The organism is Streptomyces sp. IBSBF 3136, from assembly GCF_036815105.1.
Taxonomy (GTDB): domain Bacteria; phylum Actinomycetota; class Actinomycetes; order Streptomycetales; family Streptomycetaceae; genus Streptomyces.
This window is the reverse complement of the sequence record NZ_JAJSZC010000053.1, coordinates 1-26,221: the sequence shown is the minus strand read 5'-3', so window position 1 is coordinate 26,221 and position 26,221 is coordinate 1. Positions and strand designations below refer to the sequence as shown.

The following is a 26,221-nucleotide window of genomic DNA, read 5'->3' as shown; positions in this document are numbered from 1 at the left end:
CGGGTGGACGGAGCGGGGCAGGAGGGGCCTCGGCAGGGTCCTCGGGGGCACCGACGGCCGGGGCGTCCTCCTCCTGTGTCACCGGTCGGCAGTACGGTGTCCCCCATGCGCCCCGACACGCCTGCCGAGAACGTCGACCACACCGCCGAAGCGGCACGCCTGGAGCGAACCGCCGGCCTGTACCCCGAGGACGCGGAGGCCCTGCTCCTGCGCGCCGCGGCCCACCTTGAGCTGTCCGGCGACCGCCCCGCCGCGACGACGCTCTACGACCGCCTGCTGTCCTCCTCGGACGAGTTGGAGGACTCCCACCTGGTCCGCGCCCTGAAGGCGTCGAACCTCTGGGAGTACGGCCACGAGGCCGAGGCACGGGCGATCATCGACGGCGTCCGCATGTCGGCGCCGCGCGACGCGGCCCCGTGGGTGATCGTGGCGGAGTCCCTGGAGGCGCACGACGAGCTGGAGGCGGCGGAGGAGACCTTCACCGAGGGAGCCCGCCTGCTCCTGCCGGAGGGCACGGAACCCCCGCGCGCCACCCATCCCCTCCTCTACGGCCGCCACCGCGTCCGCCGGATGCGGGGCCTGCCGCACGACGACTGGGACATGCTGGCGGACACCCTCCACACCTCCCCCGTCCCGCTGGACGAACTCCACGACCCCAAGCGCGTGTGGTCCCTGGGCTCCGACAACCCGGCGGAACTGGCGGCGGAGATCTCCCGCCTCCGCGCGGAACTCGGCGCCTACCGCGAGGCGCTGTCCCGCCCCTTCCCGGTGGCCGTCCTGCACTGGCCGGCCACCGAACTGGCGGAACTGCTCTCGGCCTACGACGACCTGGCCGCGGAGTACCCCTCCCACGAGACCCACCTGGCGACCATAGAGGCCTCCCTGCGCGAACTGGCGTCCTCCGGCACCGCGAACCTGGGCATCGTCACCGGCACGGTCCCGTCCTACGAGGCGTTCGCGGCCTCGGAGGGCTCGAGCCCGTCCGACACGACCCTCCTGCCCCAGTACGCCACCATCCTGGCGGCCCGGGGCCGCGCGGTGGCGTGGCCGCCACAGCGGGGGGCCTCCTGCTGGTGCGGCTCGGACCGGACGTACGGGGAGTGCCACGGAACGCGGGAGGCCGTGGCGGGCGTCTGAGTGGGGGGACGGGGGCGGCCACTCAGGCCGGAAGCCTCCAGGAGCCCCATCCGGGAATCCGAACCCACCGGACCGAGGAGAGGGCCTGGCCGTGCCTCAACCGTGGCTCACCGTGGCCCTCTTCGTCGCCGCGCTCTGGACGCTCATCGGCGCCCACGGCACCCGCGCCGCCCTGCGCGCCCGCCGGTCCCTGGACCTTCTGGGCGTGCCGGGTGTCCGGACAAGAGGCGAGGTGGCCAACTCCGCGCGCCGGGTCGGCTCGTCGTACCACCCACCCCAGATCCGCTACCAGGCCACACCGCCGGGCCACCCCACCGCCCCCGCCACCCGGACCTACCGCCAGGTCCCCCTGAACCCCGGCTCCCCCAACGCCCTCCACCGCGGCACCCCGGTCATCCTCCGGTACGACCCGAGGGACCCGAGACGCGCGGTGGTGGTCCGCACGGCGAAGTCCTACTCGCCCACGGCGAATCTGATCTGGTGCGTGTCTTTCATGACGTTCGGGATTGGATTGGGCGTCCTCTCGCTCCTGTGACGGAGGCGCTCCGCCGCGGGCCGACCGAAAGAGAATCGGCGAGGCCCGCGTCCGCCCCATCACCGGCAACCGCGGACCAGCCACCTGCCCACCCCAGCCAAACGGGACTTATCGCCCGAGTTCCCCATCCCCCTCCTCTATGTCCGACCTTTGCAGTACCGTCACATCGCAACCGTTTGTATGGGGCCGCTACTTGTGACGCGGGCCTGACCTTTGCGTTTTGAGGAAAGATGCCCTACCAGCCTGGAGCCGACTGGCAGTACGACGTCCCGACGACAGGCAGCACACATCTGCCGCCGGACGCCGGATACGGCAAGGCTCTGACCAACCAGGGCTACGGTTTCGAGGTTGCCGTCGCCGACCTCATCGACAACTCGATCGACGCCGGCGCCGACAAGATCGTCGTTCACTTCCTCCGCGATGCCGGTCGCATCCTCACGCTGCTCGTCATCGACAACGGCCGGGGCATGGACGACGAAGGCCTCGACGCGGCGATGACGGTCGGACGCCGTCGGGACTACGGCCAGGGCGCCCTGGGCATGTACGGCACCGGCCTGAAGGCGGCTTCGCTCTCCCATGCCTCTTCGCTCACCGTGGTCAGCCGCACCAGGCGCAGTCGCGCGGCCGGACGCCGCCTCACGGCGGAGGGCATCGAAGACGGTTTCCGCTGCGACACCGTCGATCCCCAGTACGCGCAGGATCTCGTGGACCGCTACGACGGCGTCATCGAGTGGCAGGGCACCATCGTGCGCTGGGACGGAGTACGCGCCTTCGAGACGGTGGCACGGGGCCAGAGCGACCAGTTCCTGTCCAAGGCGATCGCCCGCCTCGAAACCCATCTCGGCCTGTACCTGCACCGGTACCTGCAGCGCGGTCTGCAGCTCGACATCGCAGTATGGGACGTGAGCAGCGGGGAGCGGGGCCTCGGCGAGGAGGTGGACCACATCGCCGTGGAGGCACTGGACCCGTTCGGGTACAAGGTGCCGGGCAAGGCGGGATACCCCCGGGAGTTCACGGCACCGGTGGAAGGTCTGGGAGATCTGAGCCTGACCGCTCACATCTGGCCCGCCAAGTCGAAGCAGGCGGGATTCCGTCAGATCGGCTCCCTCATGGACAGGCAGGGCTTCTACTTCTACCGCAACGACCGGCTCGTCCAGGCGGGAGGCTGGAACGGCTGGCGCAACCCGGAGGGACACCACGTACTGGCCCGGGTCGCGGTCGACCTACCGTCCCGCAGGAACAGCGTGCTGAGTCTCGACGTGAAGAAGGAAAAGGTCACCGTCACGCCGGCCTTCACGGACGGCCTCGACAAGGCGGTGGACCCCGCGGGGCACACCTTCCGCGGCTACCTGACGGACGCCGAGACCGCCTACCGCGACGGGGCCAGGCGCACCGAGATCGTCCGCAAGCCTGTCACTCCCCCCGGCAAGGGCCTGGATCCCAAGGTCAAGCGCGTCATCAAGGAAGAGTTGCCCGAGAAGCCGGCCGAGGAGCCGATCAGCTTCACCTGGGGCGCGCTTCCCTCCGACCAGTTCTTCCGCCTGGACCGCGAGCGTAACGTCGTCGTCCTCAACAGGTCCTACCGCGAGGACTTCAACGACGGGCGGCGCGGCGGCGCCAACGACGCGCCGGTCACCAAGACCCTGCTGTACCTGCTCCTGGAGGACTGCTTCGGGCTGGGCCGCTGGGAGCGGAGTCGTCAGGACCGGCTGGACTACTGGAACGCCATCCTCCTGGCTTCGGTGGACGCCCAACGCACGCGGCGTGAGCAGCAATCCTCCTGACTCGGGCAACCCACTCACCACTGTTCCGCCTCTGATGCGACTGAGGACCACTCCCCATGAGCCAAACCCCGGCCGACATGCTCCTCGAGATTCACACGCACGCGCTGGCAGGCATGCTGAACGCGCCCCGACACTTCGCGCGGTGGGCCGCCCTCGCGGCCGACGAGGATCATCCGGACTCGGACCTGAGCGAGGAGTTGTTCCGTTCCTACCTCGTCGGCGGCGACGAGGCACTCAGAGCCCTGTGGAGCCGTCACCTCACGGCCTGGGACTTCGTCGAAGCTCCTGCGTGGGCGCCCTCGATCCCCGCACGCACCGACGAGCGCCGTACGGCCGTGTACGACCGCCTGCGGTTCGGGGCAGACCTGCGGAAGGCGCTGGACGACGCCGTACCGGTGGCGAAGGTCCCGGGTCCCACGGTGATCACCCGTGATTTCACCCCCTGGTACACCCCCGAGCGAGCCGCTGCCCGTTCCTTCTACTGGGCGTCGTACGAGCGCAAGCTCCGCGCCAAGCGCTGGTCGGACGCGGCGATCGCGAGCCTCGACGAGGCAAGCCGGGCTGTGGTCGAACGCCTCACCGATCCCGAACAGCCGACAGCTCGACAGGCCAAGGGCCTGGTGGTCGGCTATGTGCAGTCGGGCAAGACAGCCAACTTCACCGGTGTCACCGCCAAGGCGATCGACGCCGGCTATCGCCTCGTCATCGTGCTGGGCGGCACGCTCAACCTGCTGCGCGCCCAGACCCAGCGCCGTCTGGACATGGAGCTGATCGGGCAGGAGAACATCCTGCGGGGCGCGGACCTCACGGACCTCGACTCCCTCGTGGGCGTGGACTACGTAGGTGACGACGACGCGGACTGGGCCGAATTCGTCCGGCACGGTGGACGTCCGTCCGTGCTCGGTGCGTTCGACATCGAGCGCCTGACGACTCGCGACAACGACTACAAGAGCCTGGCGCAGGGAATCCGAGCTCTCGAGTTCGAGAAGCGAGAACCGAGCCGCCCCCTTCACGATCCGGCGAACTTGCACCGCGCGGCGGCACGCGTCCTGGTGGTGAAGAAGAACAAGTCCGTTCTGACCAAACTCGTCAAGGACCTGAAGCAGATCCACCGGTTGTCGGGCGAGCTGCCGGCCCTGATCATCGACGACGAGTCGGACCAGGCGTCCGTGAACACCCTGGACCCCAAGAAGTGGGAGCAGGGCCGCACGGAACGCACAGCCATCAACGGTCTGCTCTCCCAGCTCCTGACGCTGCTCCCGCGGGCTCAGTACGTCGGCTACACGGCCACTCCCTTCGCCAACGTCTTCATCGATCCCGGGGACGACGAGGACCTCTTTCCCAGCGACTTCTTGATCTCTCTGCCTCGCCCGACGGGGTACATGGGCGTGCAGGACTTCCATGATCTGGACCTGGCGATACCGCGCGACGAGCGCACCTTCGCCAACTCTCAGGAAAAGGCCCACATCCGGAACGTCCGCGACAGCGCGGACGACCGTCTCCAGGAGGCCATGGACGCCTTCGTCCTGTCCGGTGCGCTGAAGCTGTACCGGGGCGAGCACGGTGTGGAGGAAGGGCCGTTCCGGCACCACACGATGCTCGCCCATCAGTCGGTACGGAAGGACGATCACGCGGATCTCGCGTTGCGGATCAATTCGATGTGGCACCAGGCGGGCTACAGCTCGTCGGCCGGTCACGAACGCCTTTCCGCTCTGTGGGCTTCGGACTTCGCCCCGGTCAGTGAGACGCGCGCCTCGGACCTGCCGGCTCCCGGCACCTACGAAGAACTGCGCCCCTACGTCAACGCCGCACGTCAGCGCATAGGCTCAGGAGGTCGGCCGGTCATCGTCGTCAATGGCGACTCCGACCGTTACTTCGATCAGTTGAACCTCGACTTCGACCGGACGCCACACGTCTGGAAGATCTTGGTGGGCGGAACGAAGCTCTCCCGCGGGTTCACCGTGGAAGGCCTGACGATCACGTATTACCGCCGCACGACGCAGCAGGCCGACACTCTGATGCAGATGGGCCGCTGGTTCGGCTTTCGGCCCGGCTACCAAGATCTCGTCCGCCTGTACATAGGACGCGAGGAGACGCTCGGCAGCGGACGCAACGCCCGGACGGTCGACCTCTACGAGGCTTTCGAGGCCATCTGCCGCGACGAGGAGCTCTTCCGCGAGGAACTGGCCCGGTACGCCCCACTGGTCGACGGCCGCCCACAGGTGACGCCGGCGCAGATCCCGCCGCTGGTGGCCCAGCACCTCCCGTGGGTGAAGCCGTCGGCCCGGAACAAGATGTTCAACGCCGAGTTGGTGGAGGTGCGGTCGCCGGGTGTGTGGGAGGAACCCACGGCCTACCCCGAGGATCCCGACGCACTGAAGCACAACACGGAGTGCTGGACACCGATCCTCGGAGCGCTGTCCCATGCCCCTGTCTCGCTCGCCATGGACGGCGGCCCGCAGTACGACGCCCGGGTGGGCACGGTGTCGCACGGGGACCTCCTCGCGGTGCTGTGCGACCTGCGCTGGTCCGCCCCGGAGCAGTTCTCCCCTCACCTGGAGTTCCTGCTGGACGCGGGGCGTGAGGCGGGCAAGATCCACGACTGGTTCGTGATCGCTCCGATGCAGACGTCCGCTCGCCGGAACGAGGCGCGCATCGCAGGGTACGGTCCCTTCTCCCTGGCCCGTCGCAGGCGTCGCCGCGGTCCTCTCTTCAGCGCGATCCGTGACCCCAAGCACGTCGCGGCGGCGAAGCGCATAGCAGGGGCCACGAACCTGACCGGAAACGCGACTGTGGAGCAGAACGTCCGTCCACGTCGGGGTGCGCTCGTGCTCTACCCCGTGGTGGAATCGGAACCCCGGATCGCGTCCGACGGTTCGGTCGATCCGCGGGACCTCGTCATGGCCTTCGCCTTCGTCGCCCCCCGATCGACGGCGCAGGGCGCCCGTCCCTTGGTGCGGTTCCGTGCGATCGACTCGACCAAGGCGCAAGCGGCGATCATCGACCGTGACGACATGCGTTCGTGAGGCCGACGACAGTGAACAGCATGACACCTTCCTCTCCCGGCGTCTCGGCCCGCATGAGCAGGCAGGCGAGCAAGGACACCGGGGTCGAACTGGCCGTGCGGCGCCTTCTGCACGCGGCAGGGTTGCGCTACCGCGTGGAGTATCCCGTGCCGGGCATGCCTCGGCGGCGCATCGACGTGGCGTTCCCTCGGGCCAGGGTCGCGGTCCTCATCGACGGCTGCTTCTGGCACGGCTGCCCTCAGCACGCCACGCATCCGAAGGCGAATGCGGACTGGTGGCGCAGCAAGCTGGAGCGGAACATGGCCCGTGATCGGGAGACGACCGAGCATCTCGTCGCCGCGGGCTGGACCGTACTGCGGTTCTGGGAGCACGTACCGCCCGACGAGGTGGCAGCGGCGGTGCGGGCTGCGGTCGACCTGGAGAAAGAGGGCCGGAAGCGTCCGAGGGGAGTGACGCAGCCGTCGGACCGGGTGCAGGGCGAGGGGGCGGCGAATGACTGACCGGCTGGGTTTCGTGGATGTCTGCGCGGGTGCGGGCGGCCTGGCGTCCGGGTTGGAGAGGGCGGGCTTCTCACCGGTCCTTCTGCTCGACGACAAGCGCCAGGCGTGCGAGACGCTCCTGGCCAATCGGCCGGACTGGAATGTGGTCTGTGAGGATCTGGTCGAGTTCCTTCCGGACGAGCACCCGGAGGTCTTCGACGTCGACCTGCTGTCGGCGGGCCTGCCCCGGGTCAAGGCCTCAGCCGCGGTGGGACGCGCGGACAGCGACTTGGAACTCCGACTTCTCACTGCCACGATCTACCTGGTCCACTCCATCCAGCCGCGGGCCCTGGCGCTGGAGAACCTGCCGGCCCTCGTCGAGTCGCCGGCGTACGCCGACATTCGTGACTTCGTCCAGAAGGAACTCGTGCACCTCGGCTACCGGTTGCACTGGTTCGTGTTGAACGCGGCCGACTTCGGCGTGCCACAGGAGCGTCGGCAGGGCATCCTCGTCGCTCTCAAAGCGGAGTGGTTTCCCGGCTTCGCTCCGCCCGAGCCGACGGTGGACCAGCACGTCCCGGTCGGTCGGGCACTGGTCCGATCCATGAAGGCCCGAGGTTGGCGCGACGCCGAGACCTGGGCGGCCCAAGCCTCGGCCGTCGCTCCCACTCTGGTCGGCGGCTCGGACAATCGCGGCGGTGCGGACCTCGGCCCCTCCGGCACGAAGCGGGCCTGGGCACGGATGGGGGTCAACGCGGGGGCGATGGCGGACGAGGTGCCAGGGGCGGACTACGAGTGGCCGCGCTCGGACGATCCGTCGCAGATGATCAAGATCACGGTGGACCAGGCGGCCCTCCTTCAGTCGTTCCTTCCGGAGTGGCACATCACGGGACGCAAGACGGCTCGGTACAGACAGATCGGTCATGCCACTCCTCCACCGGTGGCTGAAGCGCTCGGCACCGCCATCGCGATCGCCCTGCGTTCCGACCCTGCTCGTCGCGAAGACGAGCCGTACGCACCTCACGGCGCCGGCTACACTTCACGCCCATGAGCCACATCGAGAAGAAAGATGCCCGACCTGTGAGTTTCCGCATAGTGGATCTGTTTGCGGGGCCCGGTGGGCTGGATGTGGCCGCGGATGTCCTGGGTTACCAGGTCACCGGCATCGAGTGGGACGAGGATGCGTGCGCCACGCGCAGCGCCGCGGGGATGGAGACGTTCCGGGGGGATGTGCGGGACTACTCGGCGGCCGACTTCCCGCGTGCCCAGGTCTTGACCGGGGGGCCTCCCTGCCAGACCTTCACCGTGGCCGGGCACGGCGCCGGTCGCAGGGCGCTGGACGACGTGTTGCAGTACATCGAGCGCCTGCACTCCGCCGTGAGCACGGACGGAGCGGGGTGGGACAACGCGTCCCGCGTCTGGCGGGAGATCTCCGCGGAGCTGGAGGAAAAAGCCGCCGAGGCGAAAACGATCAAGGCCGAGAAGCGTGAGGTCGAGGCCCTCCGTTCGGTGGAACGCAGGGCGATCAAGAAGAGCCTCCAGGAGCGCGGCAGCTCTCGGCAAGAGATCGCGAGCATCCTGAAGACGCTCAGGGCCTCAAGAGAACTCGATCTCGAGGACGACGATCTCAGGCAGCTGATCGAGGAGTACAGCGCCCTGGGGGTCAGGCTGAACGACCTCAAGGCCAGGCTCGAGAAGTTGGGAGACGAACGGACGGGGTTGGTCCTCCAACCACTGTGGTGGGTGATCGAGCGGAGCCGACGCCCGGGACTGGAGCCCTATCAGGCAATCGTCCTGGAGCAGGTTCCCGCCGTGATGCCGGTGTGGGAGAAGTACGCCGAGGTGCTCGACACCCTCGGATATCGAACGCACACGCAGTTGATGTTCACCGAGGCGTTCGGGGTCCCACAGACGCGCAAGCGAGCGGTGCTCATGGCTCGGATGGGCGATATCGACATCCCCGAGCTGGCCGAGACCCACGAGCGCTACCGCCCTCGGGCCCTTCCCACCGGATCGTCCATGGCGGGCCAGGCGGACACACTCCCGTTGAACACCGAGGAGGAGACCCCCGACGGGCCGCCCAAAGCGGCTTGGGTGTCCATGGAGTCAGCTCTCAAGAAGGCGCGGAGCATCGCGCCCCATCTGCCGGACCGCCCCGCCTTCACCGTCGTCTCCAACTACGGGACCGGCGGCGACCCCGGTGCGCGCGGCCGGCGTGACCACGACGTCCCGTCCGCGACCATCACCGGCAAGGTGTCGCGCAACCGGCTGGTCCACAAGGGCACGGACACAGACCTTCCCGGTGAGTGCGACCGTTTCACCCTCGCCGAGGCGGGTGTGCTCCAGACGTTCCCCGTCGCATATCCCTGGAGCGGCAAGGACCAGTCGCAGCAGATCGGCAACGCCGTACCGCCCCGGCTCGCCCTGCACGTGCTGCGACACGTGCTCGAACCGGAGCTGACCGATGAGGCGGCCCGCGCCAGGTTGGAGCAGGCCGTCGCGGATCTGGAGGCATGGCAGCCGGGTGAACCCGTGCAGGTGCGTGAGCACGGGCAGTGGGAGGGCCACCCACTCACCGGCCGATGACCCCTCCCATCCCGGTCAGGCCTGCGGCACCCGTCCCCTGACCGGGGCCGTCTCGAAGAGTTCCAGGAAGTGATCGGTGAGCGCCGTCACCGACTTCTCCGGGACCGGGTCCTCGTCGGGTCCGACGGGCAGGTCGTGACGCGGCACCGGCGGCGCGGACTCGGCTTCCGCGATCCACTGATGGAGCGCCGCCGGGTCCCGCGGCTCGTCGGGGCCGAGCGCGTCGTACACCAACGTTGCGCCGGCTGTGTTGATCGCCGCCATCAAGCCGTTGATCTCGCGGCCGGTGCCGGCCACACCTCGTAGCAGGATCCGCACCAGGGCCTGAGCCGTCGGTCGATGATCGACCAGGTCCATGCGCAGCGCGTTGTGGATGAGGTCCTGGTTGGAGCAGGCCGTCACCACGGGTGCGTAGTCGTCGCCGTTGCGGAACATCTCCGCCGCCCACCACAGGCGTGAGAAGCACTGCCGGTCCGCTGCACCCTTGAAGCGGGCCGGGTTGATGCGAAGTTCGCTCCGTCCCGAGGCCGGCGCCGGGGCATGACGCCAGGCAACGTAATCCGGCGCGACGGCGAGCGCGAGATGGTTCCACATCCTCTTGTCCGCGGCTTCCCGCCGGGTGAGACGCAGGGACGCGTGCAGGCGGGGAGCCAGCCAGCCGTCGGCGTCCGTCCGGTTGTTCCTGAACTGGTGCATCGCGTCGTCCACCAGGTCCCTGAGGGGTTCTGCCGTCCACCGAGCATCGTCCTCCGGCAGGGGTTCGACGACTTTGGCCAGGTCGACACCTCCGTGCACCTGCACCCCTCTGAGCAGGTCCTCGGTCAGGAAGGGGTCGGCGGCCGCGGCGGAGACCAGACCCAGCCGCTCGGGAAGGTGATGGGGCTTCTCGATCACGCGCTGTCCTCTCGGTTCATCTGCTGGAGGGCCCGCAAGACGTTGGCGAGCGACTTGCTCGCACCGGCCCGGCGCACAGCGGCGTAGTGGATGCGGGTCTGCAGCTCCACCCACCCCGCGTCGCCGGTCCGACGGCGGTGGACCTGGCGGAGCGCCTCCTCGACGCGAAGGCCCGGCACCACGTCGGGGAGCATCTCCCGCAGCACTTCCCCTCGCCAGTCGGCGGGGAAGACGGGCGAGCCGTCCGGTTCGACCTCCAGGTCACCCACGGCGCTGTGGAACACCGCGGTCCACACGTCGGTGGCCATCTGCGAGACGAGCAGTTCGTGCACCTTGTTCTCGATCCCCCCGCTCTCGCCGCCGAGGAGATCGGAGAATCCTTCGACATCGGTGTTGATCATCACCAGCGGCACCCGGCCCGAGGCATCGACGACCCAGGGGGCGTCGGCGTAGGGACGCAGCCACTCCCGGGCGCTCCTGGAGAAACTCGCTTGCTTCACGTCGAGGCGCAGGCCACCGAGCGGCTCTTCCGCGACGACGTCGACGGTCCAGTCACCGTCGGATTCGGTGATCGACCTGCCCGGTACGCCGTCGACCGTGGCGACGGCGTGGACAGCGAGGTCGGCACGTCCCACATGGTCGTCCCGCAGCACCTCCATCTCACCGGACCACTCCTTGCTCTCGGGTGTGTCCTGCCGCAGGTCGACGGTGGTACGCACATTGGTGTCACCGTCGGTGAGCACCGCCAGGACCCGTAGATCGGTCCACGGGGCGTCGGGATCGGTGGCGCCGGGGGGGAGAGTGGCGGACAGGCCGATCCTGGCCGAGACCCAGTCCTCGCGCTGCGCCACACCCAGGGCCACGGTCCGCTGGGGAACGGAGTACGCGGAGGTGTCCAGATGATCGCGACTGCCGTCGGGCAACTTGAGGGAGGCCGAGATCACCCTCAGGACGATCGGACGGTTCAGTCGCTTGTACGGATAGAACTTCATGCCTCACTCCCCTGTGCCGGCACGGAGTTCGAGAACCAGTCGCGTGAGTTCGGTACGGACGGGATGACTGGTGGGGTCCGTGGAACCCCTGAAGGTGGCTCGGCGGGCACCCGGGACGAAGCGGAGTACACCGTTCTCGACCTCACAACCTTCCACAGCGACGAGGTCCGCCCAGTCGAGCCGGGGGCGACTGCCGGACCGGACGTCGAGGAGGACCACGGGGGTCATGGCGGGCAGTTCCTCGGCCCGTGGCAGTTTCACGTCGGCGGTGATCTTCCACTCCCCGTCCGTGCCGATCGCGGCGTCGAGCCCGTCCAACTCGGGCAGAGACGGCCCGGACCCACGCCTGACGACGGTGCTCTTGGGTTGCACGGTGAGTTTTTTGCGGAGTTTGGAGCTCTCCTGCGCTCCCGGACGTTTCGGTCGGACGACCAGTTCCTTCACTGCGGCGTTGACCTCGGTCGTCAACCTGGCGATGCGATGGTGCGCGCTGTGCGACCAGCGGAGGGTCAGTTCCTCGGTCTGCCCCCAGCGATCGTGCTCGGGCGGTTCGGCGGCACGCAGGAACTCCTCGGCCTCCTCGGCGAAGGGCGCCGACTCTCCGGCCGCGTGCCCCACCAGGAGAACCGCCTGGAAAGAATTGACGCCCAGTGGCAGCCCTGCGACACCGGACTTCTTGATGGTCATCCGGTTCCCACGCAACGAATGGACCTGGTTCGGCACGCCGTCCTTGTCCTCCGCCTCCGTGACCAGGAGCACTCCCGGGTGCGTACCGAGCGTGCCACGGCGTCCTCCGGACAGAGGCAGCCTGAGCGGGACCGTGCGGAGCGCCACCTGACCGGCCTCGGTGAGCCGGTCCACGGTCGACCCGTCGTAGAAAGCGCGCAACGCCCGGGTACGCGAGGGCTGGGTGTCGGTGGGATCGACCTTCTCCTCCTCGATGACCACCGCGCCATTGCGCAGTGTCCGGACCGAGGTCTCCAACAGCGGGAGTCTGCTGCCGCCTCCGGTCATGGCCGCCCAGAAGTCCCGGCCCAGCGCATCGACCAGGCGTCGATGCATGGCACGGATGTCACGGGTTCCGTCGCCGTCGCTCCCGTTCTCGTCCTCGTCGTCGCTCGAGTCCGGCTTGCCCTGCTCCAGGCTCGCCACGTCGTGAGCGCCGACGATCAGGAAGGAGGTGCCCGGTTCGTCGCTCTCACGGGTGAGGTGCAGGCGCTCGACCGTCTCCTCGTCCGCCCACCAGGAACGAACCACTTCGGCACCGGCCGTCTCGGGATCAGGCCGCCCCAACCAGGCAGGGCCCGCGTACTGGTTGCCGTCGACGGAGCGCCACGGAAGTTCCAGTCGCCCGATGACACGACGTTCGGTACGACCCTCGTGCGGGACGGAGAGCGTCGAGTTGATCAGCACCATGCCGAGCGCGCTGGTCGCCCAGAGCGTCGCCTTGCCGAGACCGTAGGAACCGCCCGCGCCACGACCTGACTTGAGGCTCTCCAGCTGCCGGCGGACGACAGCTGCGAACTTGCCGTCGCCGTAGTCGTCGCCTGTGAGGCCGGAAGCGTTGTAGTCGTCGATCCGGAGGAGGATCAGACGCCCCTTCTCGAACATGTCGCGCACACCGGCGTCCACGACCCGCCCCACCTTCTGATCGGAGGCGCATGCGGAGACCGCCGAGTAGTGAGGCTGCAGTTCGTCCCAGAGGACGGCGGAGCGGAACGCTTCCAGTGTCTCGCCGGTGAGTTCGTGGATGGTGTAACGCACACGGACCGGACGACCGTTCTCCACGAGACGCTCGTCGAGGCTGTTCTGACAGGTCTCGCGCGCGAGCACTTGGACATCCGCGTCGAAGGCGAAGGCCGCCGCGTTTCCGCCGTCGCGCCCCCCGTCCTGATAACCGGGACGGTGATACCAGGTGATGGGAAGGCCGGCCTGCGTGTCGGCGGTCCTGGTGTGCACGGTGCCCAGGTCCGTGCCGAGTGCCTTGGCGATCTCACCCATGACGGTCGGACGCGGGACCGAGCGTTTGGTGATCCACGCCGAGACCGCGGCCCGGGTCAACCCCAGTTCCTCCGCCAACTCCGCTTGCGTCTTTCCCGCGAGCGCGAGCTGACGGGACAGCCAGGGCCCGAACTCCTCGCCGGTCTCCACGTGACCACCCACCCCTCCATTGCGCCCCACGGACGTGAGCAGGCTAATTTGACAAGTGAGTGGGCGTCAACTGGCGCTTGACGACAGTCGGTAACGCTTTCCGGAACGAATCAGCGGCCGATAGATACCAGATAGCCCGGTATCGACCCTTGTGTCAGCGACTCGATGGCTCCGCGAGCCCCTGAGGAAGCCGCCCACGCACGCCCCCCTATGGGAGCCAGCATTCCGCTTGTGCAGGTCCGCGAATCGGGGTGGTGCGGGCGAACAAGATCGCCCTACAGTCACACCGTCGGAACAGCCGTCTCGCCTGGCACAGCCACATCATGGCTACCCATGCGGCCATGGGTGAGCCATACCCTCAGTCCCTCCTCCACGAGATCCGTCGCGAAAGGGATGCAGCGGGGCGCGTGAATCGGCTGGTGCGACCGATGGCAGAGGTAGGACACACTCACGGAAAAGCCCAATAGGGGCGTGGAGCCATACCATCACGAGCGTGATTCCGCGCCTTTACGCAATGGGAATCACGCTCTCTTCACCTCGAACGGTGTCCCGGGATCAGCGAGGACAGCTGCCACCTCGCCAAGCACTCACCCCCCATGACCTGCCGGGTCCTCCCCTCACCAGGAGAACCGCTCACGCCGGATCCCTGTGCGGGACCGCCCGACGTGTTCCTTTCCCACCCCTCGTCCTACAGGAGCAGAAAGCAGTGTCGTCCACCGCCTCCCCGGTCATCCATACCGTGGTCGAACAGTCCGCTCGCGTATTGCAGACCTATGAGGTCGATCCCGGCCTCATTCCGGAACACGCCAACAGTGAACGGCGGATCACTCAGGGCGGATACGGCGACCGCCAGCTCTTCGAACTCGTACAGAACGCCGCGGACGAGATCGCTGCCGAACCAGGGGGATCCGTCCAGGTGGTCCTCACCGACACACACCTCTACTGCGCCAACGAAGGCGCTCCGGTGAGCCCCGAAGGTGCCGAGACCATCTTGCGTATGAGCATGTCACGCAAGCGCGGCGGGCAGATCGGCCGCTTCGGTGTAGGCGTGAAGTCCGTCCTGGTGGTCACCGATGCTCCGCAATTCTTCAGCACGTCCGGCTCCTTCGCCTTCGATCGCGAGTGGGCGTACGAGCGGATCCGCTCGGTGCCGGGCGTACAGGAACGCCTGGGCAAGCGGTTCGACGCACCGGTGCTGCGCATGGCGCGTCCTCTCGACGCGAACAGCGAGCGTGCCGAGGACCCTGTCCTCGACGAGTTGCTGGGTTGGGCCACGACCGTCGTCCGTCTGCCGTTGCTTCCCGGCGCCGCCGGGAAGTTGGCGCTGGACATGCACGGCGGACGGACGACCGCCGGGGCGGCCCGCGAGGAGTTCCCGCTGGGCTTCCAGTTGCTCTCCCCGCACGTGGCCAGGGTCGTCCTCGAAGACCGCCGGCCCCGCCCGGCCGTCCGGCGTGTACTGACGAGCGAGCGCTCCGGGAACCTGCACACCGTGGTGGAAGGGCGGACGGGCAGGCCGACCGTCAGCACACACTGGCGGGTCTTCTCCACCACGCACGAGCCGGGTCCCGCGGCCCGGGCCGACGCCGGCGAACTGCACGACCGCCTCGCCCTCGACCTCGCATGGGCGGTGCCCGCGCTGGAGAAGGACGAGAAGACCGGGCTCCACGTCAGTCCGCAGTCGCGGGGGCGGGGGCGCTTCTGGTCCTTCTTCCCCACCAAGTACGAGATGTCCCTGAGCGGCATCCTCAACGGCGCCTGGAAGACCAACGAGGACCGCCAGAACCTGCTCGATTCCTCCGCGTTCAATGAGGAAATGATCAAGGTTTCGGCGTCCCTGGTCGTCGGATCCTTGCCCGGCCTGGCCCCTGCCGAGGACCCCGCCGCGTACCTCCCGCTGCTGCCGGGCCGTGTGAAGGAGGCGATCAGCTGGGCCGACGAGTTCCTGACCCGGGAGATCTGGGAGCGGGCGGCGGTCCGTCCGTCACTGCCCGACCAGCAAGGTGTGCTGTGTGTCCCCACCGAGCTGCGCGTCCCGCCACGCCTCGACAAGGAGCGCAGCACCCGCTGGTTGCGGATGTGGCACGAGTCCCCCGGCCGACCCTCGAACTGGTTGCATCCGAACGCCGAGGCCGACGCCCTGCGGGCGGGCAAGGTCGAGCACATTCTCGGTGCGGCCGGCCACAAACGGGCCGACGTTCGCACATGGCTGGAGGCGCTGGTCGAGTGCGGCACCGCCGAGGCGTCCGCGACGGCGATCCGCATCCTCGCCGACATGGTCAAGTCCGGTTCGGCGTATGCCGAGGAGGCCCGCAAGGCCAAGATCGTGCTCACCGAGGAGCACGGCCTCGTCCCTCCCGTTGCCGGTCAGGTGTATCGCCGCGCCGACGAGGACGGACTGCGCGAGTCCCTGGTGTACGTGGTCGGCGAGATCGCGCGGGATGCCGAACTCGCCTCCGCGCTCAACCTCCTCGGCATCCGCGAGGCTGATGTCGAAGGGCGGTTCATCAGCGTCCTGGACCAGGGTTTCGACGGCTACGGAACCACCGAATGGGAGCGCTTCTGGGACCTGTTCCGTCAGGCCGGTGGACGCCGACTGACCCACACCGTGCTCCAGCACGTTCCGAACGCCCGCGAGACTCTGCGCGTGCGGACGGCGGACGGGAGGTTCCGCCCGGTGCGCGACTGCATGCTGCCGGGTGCGGTCGTCGACGCGGAACGCGACCCGAGCATAGCCGTCGACACGGGGTTCCACTCCGACGACCTCGCCTTCTTCCGCGAGATCGGCTTGCGCGAGCGTCCGTCCAGCTCGGTGCGTCCGGAGGGCGAGGACTGGTTCGAGGAGTACCGGGAAGCCGTCCACGCGTCTTACCTGCGAAGCCTGGACCAGCGGGCTCCGCGCCCTGCCCTCAACCGCATGAAGGTGGAGGGCTCCGCGATCGGTGGCCCCCTGCACCTGTTCCGGTCGCTCTCGCAGGAGTCCCGTGCGGCCTTCCTGAAGGCACTGCCGGACGACGCGGTGGTGGACAACTGGACGCGTCAGGTCGGTGCGCAGTCGAGCACCCGACAGGCCGTCATGTCACCGATCCGCTGGATGCTCAGGAAGTACGGGGCCGTCGCCACCTCCCAAGGGATCAAGTCCCTGGGCGAAGCGGTCGGACCCCAGCTCGCCGCCTACCGCGACGTGTTGCCGGTCGCCGACATCTCCCCCGAGAAGGCCCGCAAGCTGCGCCTTCCCACCACGGTCGAGGAGGTTCCCGCCGAACGCTGGGAGAACCTCCTCTCGGAGGTGACGGGGAGCGAGGACGACCTCTTCGTCGGCAACACCTACGTGATGCTCACCCGGTTCGGCGCGGACTTTCCCGAAGACTCGTTGACCCGCTGCCGGGTCGGCGAGACCTGGGGCACCCGCCCCGACGAGGAGATCACCGTCGCCGTCGGACCGACCGAGTATCGGGCACTGCGTGCGGAGCAGCTTCCAGCCCTCCTCGTGACGTCCTCCGAGGACGCGGAATTGATGATCGAGAAGTGGGGCATGAAGCGCTACGCCGACGCCATCACCCGGGAGACCCGCGAGGTTCCGGACGGTGACCCGGTTCCGCTCGTGGAGCTGTATCCCGCCCTGCGACAGCGTCTCAACAGCGGAAATCGCAACAGCACGGTGCTGCGGTGCAAGGAACTCGAAGAGGTGATCCGCACACCGAACGCCGCGAGGACCCGCCCGTTGGACGCGGTGCGCCAAGGCACCACGGTCAAGGTACGCATACCGCTGGAACCCGAACCGATGCTCTTCCTGATCGACAGGGAGTTGAAGCTGGGACTGGGCCCGGCCGGCTGCCGGCTGGTGCTGGAGAACCAGGAGCGGATGGCGCGGGACAGCAGGACCAAGGCGGCGCTGAAGGCCGTACGCGACGCGGACGACGTCGTCACCAAGATCGAGCTGCTGATCGGCGCGGAGGCCCTGCGGTCCGGTCTCCCCGAAGGGTTGATGGCGGCCGAGCTGGAGGTGACCGGTGGCGCGGAACCGTCCGCGCACCGGATCGCGCAGATGGCCTTCAACGCGCGAGGCGACCGGGTGCTCCAGCACCACGCCCGGGACATCCAGGCCAGGTTCCCCCATGCCCCTGTCGGGTACGGAGGTTCGTCGGCCGCAGTCACTTTCGTGTCGAGCCTCGGGCTGCCGGTCTCCTTTGCCGGCTCCCGGACACCGTCACCGCCCCCCTTCGAGACCGTCGAGGGACCACGGGACTTTCCGCGACTTCATGACTACCAGGAAGACCTGGTCCGCAATATCACCACGCTGCTCGACCGATTGGCCCCGCAGCGCGCCATGCTGTCCCTGCCCACCGGTGCCGGTAAGACGCGTGTCACTGCGGAGGCAGTGATCCGCTGGGTGAAGCGAGTGGGAAAGCTGCAGGGTCCACTGCTGTGGATCGGGCAGACCGAGGAGCTGTGCGAACAGGCGGTACAGAGCTGGAAGTTCGTGTGGAGCAAGGTGGGCGCGGAGCGTCCTCTCACCATCAGTCGGCTGTGGAGCAGCAACGAGGTCGGCAACGTCGAGGAACACCCGCACCTGGTCGTGGCCACGGACGCCAAGCTGGAACGGTGCCTGGACACCGACCCGTACGCATGGCTGCGGGAGGCCTCCTTGGTGATCGTGGACGAGGCCCACACCGCGATATCACGCCGCTACACCGAGATCCTGGCGCAGCTGGGGCTCACCCAGTACGAGACCCGACGCCATCTGCTCGGCCTGACGGCCACTCCGTTCCGCAACACGAACGAGGAGGAGACCAACCGCCTCGTCGGCCGCTTCGGTCGGCGGCGCCTGGACGAAGGGGTCTTCCCCTCCGGCGACCCCTATCGGGACCTTCAGGAGTGGGGGATGCTCGCGCAGGTCGAGCACCGCACCTTGGAAGGTGGCAGCATCGTGCTGGACAGTGACGAGAAGGCGCAGGCCGAGCGCATGGCCATGCTTTCGCGCTCCGCGGAGCAACGCCTGGTGGAGGACCACGCCCGCAGCCGCCGCATCGTCGATGCGGTGGCCGGCCTCGACGACGACTGGCCGACCCTTCTCTTCGCCACCTCCGTGGACCATGCCAACTCCTTGGCCGCCCTGCTGAACGACCGGGGTGTCACCGCCGCCGCCGTGGACTCGACCACCAGCGCTCAGGACCGACGTCGCCGCATCGAGGACTTCCGCGAGGGGCGCATCCGGGTCCTCACCAACTACGGGGTCCTGACACAGGGGTTCGACGCGCCCGCCACCCGCGTCGTGGTCGTGGCCCGTCCGGTCTACAGCACCAACGTCTACCAGCAGATGATCGGTAGGGGCCTGCGCGGCCCGAAGAACGGTGGCAAGCCCGTCTGTCTGATCCTCAACGTCAGCGACAACATCGACAACTTCGACACCCAGCTCGCCTTCACCCAGTTCGAGCATCTCTGGAGCCGCAAGTGACCGACGTCTACCTGGACAGTCCTCCGCTCACGGACGAGCAGCGGGCAGTGGTGGAGCAGCCCTGGGACGCGCGGGTCCTGGTCACCGCCGGAGCCGGGGCGGGCAAGACGCACACCCTGGTGCGGAGGCTCGACGCACTGTGCGGTCACGAGGATCCCGACGAGGCGCTGGAGGCCGCGGACATCCTGGTGCTCACCTTTTCCCGGGCTGCCGCCCGCGAACTGCGCGAGCGCATAGCCCGACACGGGGATCGGGCCCGCCGGGTGCGCGCCCAGACCTTCGACGCCTGGGCGTACGGCGTGCTCAGCCGGGCGCATCCGGACAGTGACTGGAAGGGGACCGGCTTCGACGAGCGGATCACCGCCGCTGCCCACGCTGTCGAGAAGGGCGCGCTGGAGATCGGCGACGCCACCCCGCCCGCACATGTCGTGATCGACGAGGTGCAGGACCTGCTGGGCGCGCGCCGCGAGCTGGTCGAGGCACTGCTCGACCGGTACCAGGACAGCTGCGGCTTCACCGTCGTCGGGGACGCCGCGCAGTCCGTCTACGGCTTCCAGATCGCGGACCCTCGCGAACGCGTCGACGAGATCGGTCGGTTCTTCGACTGGCTGCGCTGTTCGTACCCCGACGATCTGGTGGAGCTGCGACTCACGGGCAACTTCCGGGCCACCACGCCGGAGGCTCGGGTTGCCCTGGCGCACGGCCCGCGCCTCCAGCAGCTCGCCGACCCGGAGGAAGCCGGCACCCTCTACGAGGAGCTTCGTGACCTGCTCCTGAGCCCGGCGAACGCCATGGGTGACCTCGCCGACGAGTTCGCCCTGGCCGGTCTGCGCGACTCCCCCGACACCTGCGCGGTCCTCACCCGCGACAACCGGGAGGCGCTGGTGGTCTCCGAGTTGCTGCACGGTCGCGGTGTCGAACACCGGTTGAGGCGTCCGCTCGAAGAGCGCCCGGTTCCGTACTGGGTCGCCGAGTTGCTACGCCGCACCGAGGCGACCGGGCTCACCGTGGACCGGTTCCGCTCGCTGCTCGCGGAGATCCCCCTGCCCTTCCAGCCGCACGCGTCCACCCTGTGGACCACGCTGCGTCGGGTCGCTCGCGGACCCGGACGGGACGTGATCGATCTGGACCGATTGCGCCGCGCGATCGCCGAAGGCAGGTTCCCCGACGAGGCGTCCGACCCGGAGACCGCCCGGATCATCGTCTCCACCGTGCACCGGGCCAAGGGCCTGGAGTTCGACCGGGTGATCGTGCTGACCCCGCCGACCGTCGCGGAACTGCACAGACGACACAAGGACGAGCTGGATCTCCCTGCCGAGGCCCGTGCCCTCTACGTGGCGATGACGCGCGCCCGCCACGACCTGTACTACGTGGAGCCCCCCGAGCTGCCGCAGTTCAGACGAGCCGGAAAGCGGGGCGACGGCCGGCGCTACATCGGTGGCTGGCGGTCTCACGACCGGTTCGGCATCGTCGCCGAGGCCGGCGACGTGGACCGGGACGACCCGCCCGGCCACCACGGTGACGCCGCCGCCACCCAGACCTACCTCCTGGAACGGGTCGGCCCCGGGCAGCCGGTGGTGCTGCGCAAGCGCCACGACCTGCCGATGGGCGAGACGCAGAGCCCGCCGTACGCCCTGATGCACGACGGGCGGGAGATCGGCGAGGCGTCGCGGCAGTTCCGCGAGGGGCTGTACCAGGTGCAGAAGGTGAGCAGGACGTGGGACCCATGGTGGCCCGACGAGATCCACGGTCCGCGGATCGACGCCCTGGAGACCGTGACGGGCAGCACCGCTGCCGGGGCCAACGCGGGGCTGGGTGATCGAGGCGTGTGGATCGTTCCCAGGATCACCGGCGTCGGAAGGTTCCGGCGGGCCGACAACGACGAGGAGCAGGGCGCATGGCGCACGTGACAAGCCGACACTCAGAGCACTACCGGGTCCGGGACGAGGAACTCCTGGTGGGTCTCCGCCGCGAGCTCCTGGGTCCCGCCGAGGACGCCGAGCCGGAGGATCGGGACGAGATCCTGACCCAGGACGCGCCGATCGACCGCTACCTGACCGGCGTGTTGTACCCGCGGGCGGCGGACAAGGAGGCGGAGGAGCGGAAGAAGGAGGAAACCGCCGCCCAGGACGGTCTGGATGCCGCACCGCTGTTGGCCCGCGACGACGTCGAAGAATCGGGCACCGAGCAGGAGCTGGGCAGGGCAGGGGATCGTCGTCCGTCCTCTATGGGTCTGACCTTCGCGGTGGCCCCCTCCATAAGCACCACGATCGTGGTTTCGGCACGCGCTGCCGTGTACAAGCCCACCGACGTCGACGGCAACCCTGTCGAGCCGCGCCGCGCCGAGGCTCGCACCACCTCCGACCAGCAGGAACACTGGCGGCGCGTGGAACTCGATCTCCCGGATCACCGGATCGACGTCACCAGGCCGGTCGGCGACGAGCGGGAGAGCCTGCACGGAGGGGTCGGACTGCGCATCACCGTCCGGCGGCCCCACAGGACCTCCGGTACGGTCACCATCACGGTGACGCTGGTCAACGAGAACAGGGTCGGCAAGTACGACCTCCAGGATGCCTTCTCCCTGTTCCAGTGCGGTCTGACCGTACGCGCCGCCGACGGCTCCACAGCGTTCGTCGAGCGCTCGGCGCCGTCCACCGCCCACGATCCCGAGATCGCCACGAGCCGACTGCTGCATCGCCACGCCCCGACCTTCGCCGTCGGGCACGGCTGCTCGGCGGAGTGGGACTGGGCCCCGCCGCCGATCGGTGTGACCGACATCGACAAGGCAGCCGTTCCCGAAATCCGCAGCCAGTTCGTACCGTCCGTGGAGGTGCTGCTCACCGATTCCAACCCGGAGATCGACACGTCGGCGTTGTCCATGCTCGGACTGGCGGAAAGGCCCGACGCCGAAGTCCTGGCCGCCCTGGAAGCACTCGCCTCGGGTTACGAGCGGTGGATCGACCGCAAGGCGGTCGAGGCGGGGGCCCTGACGGGCAGCAACCACGAGAAGGCCGCGCACGAGCAGGTACGGGCCTGTCGCGAGGCGCTCCGCCGCATCCGTGAAGGCATCGAACTCTTGCGGACCAAACCCGATCTGCTGAGGGCGTTCCGACTGGCCAACCGCGCCATGGCCGATCAGCGCGCCCGCAGCGCCTGGGTGAAGAACGGACGCGCTGGTGCCCCCGACCCGGCCACCGGCTGCTGGCGTCCCTTCCAGATCGCGTTCCTGCTGCTCTGCCTGGCCGGCATCGATGACCCTGAACACAATGATCGCAACATTTCCGACCTGCTGTGGTTCCCGACCGGTGGTGGCAAGACGGAGGCCTATCTCGGTCTGATCGCCCTCACGTCGTTCCTGCGACGCATCCGCAAAGGCGTGGACGGCGGTGGTGTCACCGTGCTCATGCGCTACACGCTACGGCTGCTCACCCTCCAGCAGTTCGAGCGAGCGGCGATCTTGCTCTGTGCCATGGAGCGCATGCGACGCCGCACGCCCGAGCTGGGCCATGAGGAGTTCTCCGTCGGCATGTGGGTGGGCCGCTCCGCCACTCCCAACACGGTGGCCAAGGCCGACGAGAAGCTCGACGAGCTGCGCAAGAACCTCGACAAGCGGCTCGCCAAGGAGAATCCCGTTCAACTGCACGCCTGCCCCTGGTGCGGGACCCGACTCGACGCGCGCGACTACGACGCCGTCGAGGAGGCCAAGCGGATGTACGTCCGCTGCCCCGGCACGGAATGCGACTTCACCGACGGCCTGCCCGTCCATCTGATCGACGAGGCGGTGTACGACGCCCGACCGACGTTGGTGATCGCCACGGTCGACAAGTTCGCCTCGATGCCGTGGCGCCCGGCGACCTCGGCTCTCTTCAACCTCGATGACCCGAACGACCGCACGCCGCCCCCGGACCTGATCGTCCAGGACGAACTCCATCTGATCTCCGGCCCGCTGGGAACCCTCACCGGCCTCTACGAGACCGCCGTGGACGCTCTGGCCGGACGGCCCAAGGTGATCGCCTCCACCGCGACCATCCGTCGCGCCGCTGATCAGGGCCGCCACCTCTTCGCCCGCGAGGTGCGACAGTTTCCGCCCGCCGGCCTGGACGCCCGCGATTCGTGGTTCGCCGTGGAGACACCTCGCGAGGAGAAGGCCAGCCGCCGATACGTCGGTCTCCTGGCTCCCGGCACGAGCCAGTCCACCCTGCTGATCCGCACATACGCCACCTTGTTGCACCGGGCCAAGCACGCGGAAACCAAGGACGAGGTGCGCGACGCGTACTGGAGCCTTGTCGGGTACTTCAACAGCCTCCGGTTGCTCTCCGCGGCCGAACTCCAGGTGCACGACGACGTGGTGGCCTACCTTGAACTGCTGGCCGAGCGCGAGGGCGTGGCCGTCCGTTCGGTCGCCAACTACTCGGAGCTGACCAGCCGCGTCGACGCCAGCGAGATCCCGACCCGGCTGAAGGGCATCGAGAAGAGGCTGCCCGACGAAGACACCGTGGACGTCCTCCTGGCCACCAACATGATCGCCGTGGGCGTGGACGTGGACCGCCTCGGCCTCATGGCCGTGATGGGCCAGCCGCAGACGACGGCCGAATACATCCAGGCGACCAGCCGGGTCGGTCGCGCGCATCCCGGTCTGGTCGCTGTCATGCTCAACTCCTCCCGATCCCGGGATCGGTCTCACTACGAAAGCTTCCAACACTTCCACTCGGCGCTCTACCGTGAGGTCGAGTCCACATCCGTCACGCCGTTCTCCGCCCGCGCCCGCGAAAGAGGCCTGCACGCGGTGATCGTCGCTCTCGCCCGCATCTTGATCCCGGGCGCCCGCCCCAATGAGAGCGCCGGCAAGGTCGAGTCGTACGAAGGCACTCTCCGGAACGAGGTGAAGGACATCCTTATGCGTCGCGTCCGCGCCGTCACCCCGGCGGAGGCAGGCGCGGTGTCCGACGCCTTCGACGAGTTCGTCGACTGGTGGTGCGACGAGGCCGACGTTCACAGCGGCCTGCTCTTCGAGCCCCGAAAGGGCGATCGTGCCCCGTCGCTGCTGAAGGCGTACGACGACGAGTCCGAGGACGCCGAGGCATGGTCCACGCTGTGGAGCCTGCGCGATGTGGACGCCGAGTCCGCCCTGTTCATGGAAGGAAACCGATGACCCCGCCCCCTGCCCGTCGACGTCGCACGGCCGAAGGCGGCGTCCCCGCCCACAACCTGCCCCGACGGGGTGCGGTCCGCCGTGCGCAGGCCATCACCACGTACGGCGTCGGGTCGCTCATCGCTGTCGACAACGAATCCTTCATCGTCTCGGGTTTGGACAAGGCCGAGGACAGTTGGAGGTCCGACGAGGCCCCACGCATCCATGAACGGCGTCTGGCCCGCCTGCTCGACGTCAGTCACTTCCGCCTGCCTCCCGCGTCCGACGACGACAGCAAGGACGGCATGCGGGTACGGCGCTTCCCTTTGATGCACTCCTGCCCCGAGTGCACCGAGCTCCAGCGTCACCGAGACTTCAATCCACCGGCAGGGAAGAGCGTCTGTGGCACATGCGAGGTCGACCTCGTGCCTTCCCGCTTCGTCGTCGCGTGCGAGGCCGGGCACCTCGACGAATTCCCTTACTGGCACTGGGTCCACCGCTCGGTCGAGCGTGGAGCCACGACCACCGATCGATGCGACGGACAGCTCCGGCTGCGATCATCCGGGCGTACCTCCTCGCTCCGCTCGATCCTCGTCTCCTGCACTTGTGAACGGGCTCCGCAGGTCTCGATGGAGGGCTCCTTCCGGAGAAACGCGCTCAAGGACCTGGGGCTCAAGTGCCAAGGCACCCGCCCATGGCTCGGCGCGTCAGCCTCGACGAAGGGGTGCGGACTCCCTCTGCGCACCCTTCAGCGCGGTTCTTCTGCCGTGTGGCAGCCGGTGCTGAAGTCGGCGCTCTCCATCCCGCCGTGGAGTGACGGCCGCGCCGATCCGCTCGCCGAGCACTGGGACGCGCTGCGCGAGTACGACAACCGCGAGCACGTCGAGATCTACCTCAAAGGTGTTTTCAAAGGGCAGTGCCCCCTCCCACTCGACGAGGTGATGGCGCTGCTCGACGCGGAGCGCGAGGAGGATCCCGACGGTGAGGCGGCCCCCACTTTCGACCACCGCTACCGCGCGCTGCGCAACAAGGAGTACGAGCGTCTCCGTTCGGGCAACGACGAGAGCGAGCACTCCCACGACGAGCAATTCGTCTGCGAGACCCCTTTGGGCGATCAGAGTGTGCTCGCTCCACTGGGCGTCACCAACCCGATGCTGGTCAAGAAGCTGCGCGAGGTGCGCGCCCTGAAGGCGTTCACCCGGCTCGCCGATCCCGATTCGACCACCGAATCGAAGGAGATGCCCCTCTCCGACTCTTCCATGCGCTGGCTCCCGGCCATGGAAGTGCGCGGAGAAGGCGTCTTCCTCCGCCTGGACGAGGACCGTCTCGGCCCTTGGGAAAAGGCCACGGCGGTGGCGGCCCGAACGGAGCGGATACGGACCGCGCACCAACGGGTGCTCGACCAGCGGGCCGGCGACGCGAGCCAAGCCGTCCCCTCTCCCGTCACCCCGCGTATGGTACTGCTGCACACTCTGGCGCACATTCTCATCAACGAGTGGAGTCTTGAGGCGGGCTACCCGGCCGCTGCCCTGCGAGAGCGCCTCTACACCGCTGACGACATGGCGGGAGTGCTCGTCTACACGGCGACGAGCGACTCGGCGGGCAGCCTCGGCGGTCTCGTCGCTCAAGGCGAACCGGAACTTCTCCGTCGCACGATTCGTTCGGCCGTCCGTCGAGCCGAGTGGTGCTCCTCGGACCCTCTCTGCATGGAGACGGAGGTGTCCGGAACCGGCGGAACCAATCTCGCCGCCTGCCACGCCTGCGTGATGCTGCCGGAGACGAGCTGTGAACACAACAACATCTTGTTGGACCGCGCCCTTCTCGTAGGCACCCCGGATGATGCGCACGTGGGCTTCTTCGGAGATGTACTGAATCACTGAGGTCCAGCGGCCGCGGTGCGCCGGCGTGGATCGGAGCCCTGCACCACCTGCTCCCGGGAACGTCGGCGACCGGCGCGGCACCTGCCGCTCGGAGGTCAGTCCTCCTGCCCTTCCCGCCCCTTCCCATGGTGTGACTTGCCGGCGTGGGGGTTCGGGTGGGGGTGGGGT

General features: G+C 68.5%; 14 protein-coding genes. 11 read left to right on the top strand and 3 right to left on the bottom strand.

Translation table 11 applies throughout. From position 1 onward, the window contains the following. Nucleotides 1-105: 105 nt before the first annotated feature. From V7E45_RS14320 to V7E45_RS14290, 7 genes are all read left to right on the top strand, one after another. Complete coding sequence (locus tag V7E45_RS14320) at nt 106-1,137, top strand: SEC-C domain-containing protein (RefSeq protein WP_333774519.1); 1,032 nt, start codon at nt 106-108, stop codon at nt 1,135-1,137. Nucleotides 1,138-1,228: 91 nt separating this feature from the next. Then, nucleotides 1,229-1,672 carry a DUF3592 domain-containing protein gene (locus tag V7E45_RS14315; RefSeq protein WP_333774518.1) on the top strand — a complete coding sequence of 148 codons (444 nt, stop codon included), beginning with the start codon at nt 1,229-1,231 and terminating at the stop codon, nt 1,670-1,672. Nucleotides 1,673-1,902: 230 nt separating this feature from the next. Continuing rightward, nucleotides 1,903-3,456 carry an ATP-binding protein gene (locus tag V7E45_RS14310; RefSeq protein ID WP_333774517.1) on the top strand — a complete coding sequence of 518 codons (1,554 nt, stop codon included), beginning with the start codon at nt 1,903-1,905 and terminating at the stop codon, nt 3,454-3,456. A 56-nt stretch (nt 3,457-3,512) separates the two neighbouring features. Next, on the top strand, nt 3,513-6,482 hold the full coding sequence (locus V7E45_RS14305) for a Z1 domain-containing protein (protein ID WP_333774516.1): 2,970 nt from the start codon (nt 3,513-3,515) through the stop codon (nt 6,480-6,482). A 53-nt stretch (nt 6,483-6,535) separates the two neighbouring features. Continuing rightward, nucleotides 6,536-6,982 carry a very short patch repair endonuclease gene (locus V7E45_RS14300; protein WP_333774532.1) on the top strand — a complete coding sequence of 149 codons (447 nt, stop codon included), beginning with the start codon at nt 6,536-6,538 and terminating at the stop codon, nt 6,980-6,982. Next, nucleotides 6,975-8,012 carry a DNA cytosine methyltransferase gene (locus V7E45_RS14295; RefSeq protein ID WP_333774515.1) on the top strand — a complete coding sequence of 346 codons (1,038 nt, stop codon included), beginning with the start codon at nt 6,975-6,977 and terminating at the stop codon, nt 8,010-8,012. The genes V7E45_RS14300 and V7E45_RS14295 overlap by 8 nt, the downstream gene beginning before the upstream one ends. Nucleotides 8,013-8,089: 77 nt before the next feature. Next, nucleotides 8,090-9,547, top strand: coding sequence for a DNA cytosine methyltransferase (locus tag V7E45_RS14290; protein ID WP_333774514.1), 1,458 nt, complete (start codon nt 8,090-8,092; stop codon nt 9,545-9,547). Between the two features lie 15 nt (nt 9,548-9,562). Here the strand turns inward: V7E45_RS14290 and V7E45_RS14285 are convergent, their stop codons facing one another. From V7E45_RS14285 to V7E45_RS14275, 3 genes are read right to left on the bottom strand one after another with little or no spacing between them, the layout of a single operon-like run. After that, nucleotides 9,563-10,441 carry a DUF6339 family protein gene (locus tag V7E45_RS14285; protein ID WP_333774513.1) on the bottom strand — a complete coding sequence of 293 codons (879 nt, stop codon included), beginning with the start codon at nt 10,439-10,441 and terminating at the stop codon, nt 9,563-9,565. Further along, a complete protein-coding gene (locus tag V7E45_RS14280) occupies nt 10,438-11,433 on the bottom strand; it encodes a hypothetical protein (protein ID WP_333774512.1) in 996 nt (331 codons plus the stop codon). The genes V7E45_RS14285 and V7E45_RS14280 overlap by 4 nt, the downstream gene beginning before the upstream one ends. 3 nt (nt 11,434-11,436) lie before the next feature. After that, nucleotides 11,437-13,584, bottom strand: a complete 2,148-nt coding sequence (locus V7E45_RS14275; protein WP_333774531.1) for a helix-turn-helix transcriptional regulator — start codon at nt 13,582-13,584, stop codon at nt 11,437-11,439. 706 nt (nt 13,585-14,290) lie between these two features. On the opposite strand from V7E45_RS14275, the gene V7E45_RS14270 reads away from it, so the two are divergent. Genes V7E45_RS14270 through V7E45_RS14255 form a run of 4 tightly spaced genes read left to right on the top strand, consistent with a single transcriptional unit; the run spans nt 14,291 to nt 26,053 of the window. Continuing rightward, nucleotides 14,291-19,042: a DEAD/DEAH box helicase gene (locus V7E45_RS14270; RefSeq protein WP_333774511.1), complete on the top strand. Its 4,752-nt coding sequence runs from the start codon at nt 14,291-14,293 to the stop codon at nt 19,040-19,042. Beyond that, entirely contained in the window at nt 19,039-20,952 is a 1,914-nt protein-coding gene (locus V7E45_RS14265) for an ATP-dependent helicase (protein ID WP_333774510.1), read from the top strand. The genes V7E45_RS14270 and V7E45_RS14265 overlap by 4 nt, the downstream gene beginning before the upstream one ends. Beyond that, the gene (locus tag V7E45_RS14260; protein ID WP_333774509.1) at nt 20,940-24,194 is read left to right on the top strand and encodes a helicase-related protein; all 3,255 of its coding nucleotides are present in this window, start codon (nt 20,940-20,942) and stop codon (nt 24,192-24,194) included. The genes V7E45_RS14265 and V7E45_RS14260 overlap by 13 nt, the downstream gene beginning before the upstream one ends. Continuing rightward, the gene (locus V7E45_RS14255) at nt 24,191-26,053 is read left to right on the top strand and encodes a DUF1998 domain-containing protein (RefSeq protein WP_333774508.1); all 1,863 of its coding nucleotides are present in this window, start codon (nt 24,191-24,193) and stop codon (nt 26,051-26,053) included. Before V7E45_RS14260 ends, V7E45_RS14255 begins: the two co-directional genes overlap by 4 nt. Nucleotides 26,054-26,221 lie beyond the last annotated feature (168 nt).